Genomic DNA, 3,640 nt, shown 5'->3' with positions numbered 1-3,640 from the left:
GTCTTCTCCCTGAGCAGACGCACAACCAGATTGCTTGAAACCGGCTGGAGATTCGCGCCGGCTGGCACACTATCGAGCCAGTTTGCAACAAACTGCGCCCCTTTAATATTTGTCCCGCAATAAGTCGACAGCATTTCCGCTGTTGCCGCCATCTCTTCGGGAAAGCCGAGTTTTATCACACACTTCTCCATGTCGGCCTCACCCGCAGCCACCCGCAGCGCACTGACAAGCGGCGCGTCCCACATGGATTCCCCGGGCGCTGCTTCCTTCGCGGATAAATGCGCGCGCAGCTTGGCCGACGCCGCCTCCTTGAAAGAGCGGTCGCCGCCAAATGCCTTGAACGTCGTAACGGTTTGTACGGAAGCGTCGCTCTTGATGCCGAGTTGGACGTCGATCAATCGAGCAAGTTGGGTTGCCGACTTTGCACCGACAAAGCGCGCTATTTCGCGACCTTCGTTGAAGAGGATCAGCGTCGGAATCCCACGCACAGAAAACCTGTTGCGCACCGAGGCGTTTTCATCCACGTTGATTTTCATGAAATCTACTTTACCGCGATATCCAGCGCTGACCTTCTCGAGAGTCGGCATGAGGGATTTGCACGGGCCACACCATTCTGCCCAAAAATCGAGAAGAACGGGACGCTTGTTCGAAATAATGTCTATGTCAAGGCTAGATTCAGTGACATTCTTCAAGTTGCTCATTTTATCTCTCGATCAATTTCTATCTTGCTATCAATATTCATCAAATATGTTTCGCGACGCCGAGTTGTACTGCACGTCAGCAAGACGGTTTTACAAAACCTTAGGTGTTTTCAAATGAAAGATGTCTGAACCTTTCATTCTGATCCCCCCAAATAGGGTGCACAAGCCGAACCGCCGTTGAAATCGAGGGCCATCTCGTGCAACTCGGCGAGTTCCTTCCGATGCGCCACGCTTAGAATTGTTGTACCCGGCAAACTGGATAGAAGAAGGGAATATAATTCCCTCTCGCTCTGGGAATCGAGCGCCGATGTGCATTCGTCAAGAAACAGAATGGCTGGTTTAGCCAATAATACTCGCGCAAACGCGATGCGCTGCTGCTCCCCCCCTGAGAGCCGACCGTCCCATCGGTCAACAATATTGAGCGAGCCGACGTATGCTGAAAGGCCACACGCACGAAGAACCTCGGCACATTCTTTGTCACCGACCGCATGCTCCTCTTTAGGATAAGTAACGACTGCCTTCAAGGTTCCTGATGGCATATAACTACGTTGCGGCACAAAGAACACTCCGCTCGCCGACGTCGTAATGGTTCCTTGACCATAAGGCCAGAGGCCCGCCAGGGCGCGAAGCAGGGTGCTCTTCCCGGAACCCGAGCGACCGCGAATAATGCAGCGCGCACCCGACGGAACTGTAAAGTCTGGGACTCGCGCCAACGCCAGCCCGTCCGCGTTCGCTAACTGAAGCCCGCGTCCGCTAACGGCATGCGTTTCGTTACGTTCTACAGTAAACCCAACATTTTCCACGGCAGCTTCGACGGCCAGGAATTCGCGCAGACGGTTGGCCTCTGCGCGCCATGAAGCGAAACTTAGATAAACTTGGGGAAAGAACGAAAGCGCGCCAGTCAGCGAGCCAAACGCGCTGTTTGATCGCATCAAGCCGCCAAGCGTAAGGTCCCCCGCCGTCAGACGAGGAAGCACCAACAGCGTAGGAACAATAGAGCCAAGCTGACCGACCACACTGGAAAAAAAGGCGACTCTTGTCGTGACGCAAAGTGTCGAAAAAAGGTTTGAGATAACCTTGTCAAGCGAGTGAGAAAGACTCCCGCGCTCCGTTTGTTCTCCACGGAAAAATGCAATTTGCTCGGAAAATTCGCGTACGCGCACCATCATCACCCGGAAATCGCCCTCAAGGCGATTTTGTCTTGCGTTCAACGTGATGGCGCGTCTGCCCAGGAGATGCGTGAAGAGAAAAATAGTCCCTTGATATAGAACAGCAGCAAATACAAGATAGCCGGCTATCGTGTAGGTCGAACTACCGAGAGTCACCTTCACTCCCCCACCGATGCTCCAGAGCACAATCGCGAAGGTCACTATCCTGACTGGGACATCCAGAATGCCCATAATCAGAAGCAAGGTATCGTGCACAAAAAGCCTGGCATCGTCGGCCACACGCTGGTCGATGTTTTCCAGCGCACCATCGCGCTCGATGCGGTAATAAAGCTTCTTCGCAAGCCACTTTTCTGTCAGCCAGTTCGTGAGCCATTTGCGCCACCGATATTCGACAAACGACTGCAACACTGCAGTCGACATCACCTGGACTGCATGCAAAACGGCGACGACAATAAAAGAAGTCAAAAGCGCTGGCAGCAAAACAAACTTTTGCGCGCCGATAGCGTCATAGAACGTCCCGGTCCACCGATTAAGCCAAAGAGATAGGTAAGTACCCGCCCAACCGAAGAGTAGAACGCACGCCAACATCACCAGGGACTGGAGCCCTTCCTTCGTTTTCCAATACGGAAGAATAAGAAGCCAAACGGATGGAAAGCTACGACGAGCCTCCCTATCCTCTGCGCGGTCCGCGGGGAAGGCGCGATTCGCGCTCATTTATCCCCCTTTGGAGGTTGCATGACAAAATTGAGCTTGTTGAGACCGCCGCCCTGAAGCGCTGCCATCACTGTGGCGACCTTGCCGTACGGCACGTTCTCATCGGCATCGACATTGACCGCCGGGGGTTCAGATTGCTTTGCTGCGGCAGCGATGCGCTGCTTCAATGCATTATCGTCGACCGGCTTCTTGTCCCACAGCACGGCTTTGTCTGCCGTAATCGAAATATCGATGTCGTGGGCCTTCGACTCCGCAGGCTGCGCCACGGCCTTGGGAAGCTGGACCTTCACCGCTTTGTTTATAACCGGGAGCGTCACGATGAATATGATGAGCAGTACAAGCATGACATCAATCAGCGGCGTCATATTGATATCGTTCATGACGCCTTCGTCGTTGCCGTTGTCGAGCAGCATTGTCATGGCTATCTCCCCGCTTACGCTGCGACGTTGACATTCTGCGTTTTGGCCGCAATTGCGCGCTGCGCTTCGTTGCACGCCTTCGAACCCATGACGAAGTAAACGTGCAGTTCGTGCATGAAACGGTGCAGGCGCTGGCGAACACGGGTGTTGCCGCGATTCACATAGTTGAAGCCAAGAACAGCCGGGATGGCGACGAAAAGGCCAAAAGCGGTCATGATCAGCGACTCGCCAACTGGTCCGGCCACGTGGTCGAGACTCGCCTCGCCAGAAAGGCCAATTGCCATGAGAGCATGGTAAATGCCCCACACGGTCCCGAACAGGCCAACGAACGGCGCTGTACTACCGATTGATCCCAGAACCGCGAGGCCATTTTGCAAACGCGCGGTCTCTTCGTCGAACGCATTGCTCAAGCCGCGTGCGACCCACTCGCCGGAGCCCAAACTCCCCTGCATGACCGAGTGGCTGGCTGCCTGCTGCTCGTTTGCCTCGCGACCGGCGACTACGAGCGCACGGAAAGGATTGTGTGCCGACTTACCAAGGGCATCGAGACCCTCATTCAGGTTCTGTGTTGCCCAGAACCTGCTTTGCACACTCCTGCCAAGCGCCTCAAGCCGGCGATTCGCAATGGCCTTCGTAA

General features: G+C 54.7%; 4 protein-coding genes. All 4 read right to left on the bottom strand.

What is annotated here, in order from left to right; all coding sequences use genetic code 11:
- Nucleotides 1-701 (bottom strand): thioredoxin (trxA, locus tag WM40_RS28360; RefSeq protein ID WP_082103273.1); only part of this gene is annotated, 701 nt, incomplete at its 3' end.
- A gap of 134 nt (nucleotides 702-835) precedes the next feature.
- On the bottom strand, nucleotides 836-2,584 hold the full coding sequence (locus WM40_RS25925; protein ID WP_046154471.1) for an ABC transporter ATP-binding protein/permease: 1,749 nt from the start codon (nucleotides 2,582-2,584) through the stop codon (nucleotides 836-838).
- On the bottom strand, nucleotides 2,581-3,003 hold the full coding sequence (locus WM40_RS25920; protein WP_046154470.1) for an ExbD/TolR family protein: 423 nt from the start codon (nucleotides 3,001-3,003) through the stop codon (nucleotides 2,581-2,583). Before WM40_RS25920 ends, WM40_RS25925 begins: the two co-directional genes overlap by 4 nt.
- A gap of 14 nt (nucleotides 3,004-3,017) precedes the next feature.
- On the bottom strand, nucleotides 3,018-3,640 hold a 623-nt coding region (locus WM40_RS25915; RefSeq protein ID WP_046154469.1), incomplete at its 5' end, for a MotA/TolQ/ExbB proton channel family protein.

Source organism: Robbsia andropogonis (genome assembly GCF_000970345.1).
GTDB classification, from domain to species: Bacteria; Pseudomonadota; Gammaproteobacteria; order Burkholderiales; family Burkholderiaceae; genus Robbsia; species Robbsia andropogonis.
The sequence above is the reverse complement of the archived record's forward strand: the minus strand, read 5'-3'. Positions and strand labels throughout refer to the sequence as shown.

Coding starts and splice junctions, on each gene's coding strand:
- WM40_RS25925 (WP_046154471.1), bottom strand. CDS start 2,584: ATGAGCGCGAATCGCGCCTTCCCCGCGGACCGCGCAGAGGATAGGGAG.
- WM40_RS25920 (WP_046154470.1), bottom strand. CDS start 3,003: ATGACAATGCTGCTCGACAACGGCAACGACGAAGGCGTCATGAACGAT.